At 32.1% G+C, this 2,083-nt stretch carries 1 protein-coding gene and 1 pseudogene; both read right to left on the minus strand.

Annotated elements, in window-relative coordinates; genetic code table 11:
- Positions 1-82: 82 nt before the first annotated feature.
- Positions 83-1,192: a hypothetical protein gene (locus P9B04_RS23435; protein WP_342057371.1), complete on the minus strand. Its 1,110-nt coding sequence runs from the start codon at positions 1,190-1,192 to the stop codon at positions 83-85.
- Between the two features lie 36 nt (positions 1,193-1,228).
- Positions 1,229-2,083 (minus strand): annotated as a pseudogene (locus P9B04_RS23440) (hypothetical protein); the annotation flags it as partial.

Here is a 2,083-nt window from a genome sequence, read left to right on the forward strand (position 1 = left end):
TTGAAGTAAATTGTACCACAACCACGCTTCAACTGAAACCGTTAGAACCAGTAATGTTGTACGACTTAATACAGTTATTTGTTTATGTACTGGGGTCAAGGAAACGATCATAAAAAATAAAGCGGTAAAATTTGTCAGGTACTTTCTCATAATAAAAGGTTAGTATTTGATTGTGATATAATAGTTGGGGACGGCTATTTTCTAACAGATATCTTGATTGTATCTGGACTTTATCTTCGACAAAACATTTAATCCTCCATTGCTTATTTTCTAAAATCAATGTTGCTACTTTTGCTGGAGTTTCGGGTAAAATAATATGCGAACCTTCGGCTGAACCAATGACGATAGTAGACTTGTTTTTGGTTGGTAGCTGAATTGACAAACCTTCTTCAATAACATTATTATCATCGAAATAAATCAAACTTAATGGCACAGAGTTTTCAGGATTAATTCTAGGCTTTTTATGGTTTTCAAGTTTCTGCATATTCATACCAAAACCTCTTCCTGCTCTCAGCGCAACTTGATAAGCAGGAGTGGTAGAAAAGGTTAAAGATAGTCCCAAACAAATTCCTAAAATCATAAATCCTAAAGGTTCTTCATATCCTCCTAGTTGAATTATCACTCTGATAATTTCGATTAACAAAGCTGCTATAAAACCAGCTAATAAACCAAATGCAGGTGATTTTACCAGTCTATTTAGTGAAAAAGAACTAGCCCCTTCAGTGGTTAAAAAGTACCAACAAAATCCTTCTGCTACTCCTATTCCTAATCCAATGATTCCCCAAGCAACTACCCTTCTGATACTTCCAGAAGTCCAAGCAGGTTGATACAAAATAATGGTGATTAGAGCAGAAAATAAACCGGCAGTAACACCAGTTATTAGAGAAGTTGTAATATATTTTCCTCTTCTTCTTTTATTAGCTTTATTATTGATTGGATTACTTAAATAAATCGAGGCGAGTATTAAAGAAACGCTTAAAAAAGATGCTACTAGTGGAAATAAAATTATTTCGGGTAATAAAACGTTAGTTATAGATAATAAAAAACTCTCAAGGTTAGAAGGAATTTGTTTCTGAGAAATAGTTGCGATAATCAAGTTAATGGGATAGACTATGAGTAACAAAGTAACATTCCAGCCCAATAAAGCAGCGGTAAAACCAGCTAAACTATAGAATAATATCCTTCTCCTCACAACTGTTTTTCCTCCATGTTTCAGACTCTTGTGATTTTAGCGCATTTTCCTAAAAAAGTGGAAAAGCCAGTCTGATATTATCTCCATCAATGTTAAATAAAGATTAGATAATAAAAATCTAAATTCATCTATAAGATTAAATATGGATAACTTCAGTAGTCCCGATGTTCGAGAACTTTCTTGAAAAGAACCAAACTTTATATCAGCTTTTGTATAGATGTCTGTGGGTATTTCTCCCCAACTAAGTTGATAAAAAAAGGCTGCTAAACTATATACTTTGACTTGAGCAAATAATTTGCCCATCCATTGATAATAATCTTTTCTTTCTAGTAAAAGTTCTTGATTTTTTAGTGATTTTTTCCAGTCTGACGATATTTTTTGGGATAGTTTATCACTTTTAAACGAAGGCTCAAAAGAAATTTTGTAAAATAAAATTTCTCCCCAATCTCGAACATACTCTCGCCAAAAGCTCGATGATTTGATAAATAGATATTCTTTTTCTTTTAGTAGGGAATAACTTTTAAAATTTGAAGATTCTTCTAGCAACAATTCAATGATGATACTATAAATATGATTCGGTATTTTTGTTTTATCTAGAATACCCTCATTTGTTAGAAACTTTATGAATTGATCTTGTATTTTTATACTTTCTCTAAAAAACTTTTCGTTGCTCTGTTTTTTAATCCAATATAGCCACTCAAATATCTGTGCATGAGGCATCAGAATAGCTAATAACCCCCAATATCTAGACTTTGTAACATCCTGAATACTATGAAGAAATGTTTGATCTATGATGCTTTCCCAGTGCCACTTATGACTATCCATTTCTTGTAAATAGTCAGAAATGTTGAATGTTAGAAAAAAGCCTGGAAAAAATCTGTTTAAAATGAT

Source organism: Crocosphaera sp. Alani8, from assembly GCF_038442745.1.
Taxonomy (GTDB): domain Bacteria; phylum Cyanobacteriota; class Cyanobacteriia; order Cyanobacteriales; family Microcystaceae; genus Crocosphaera.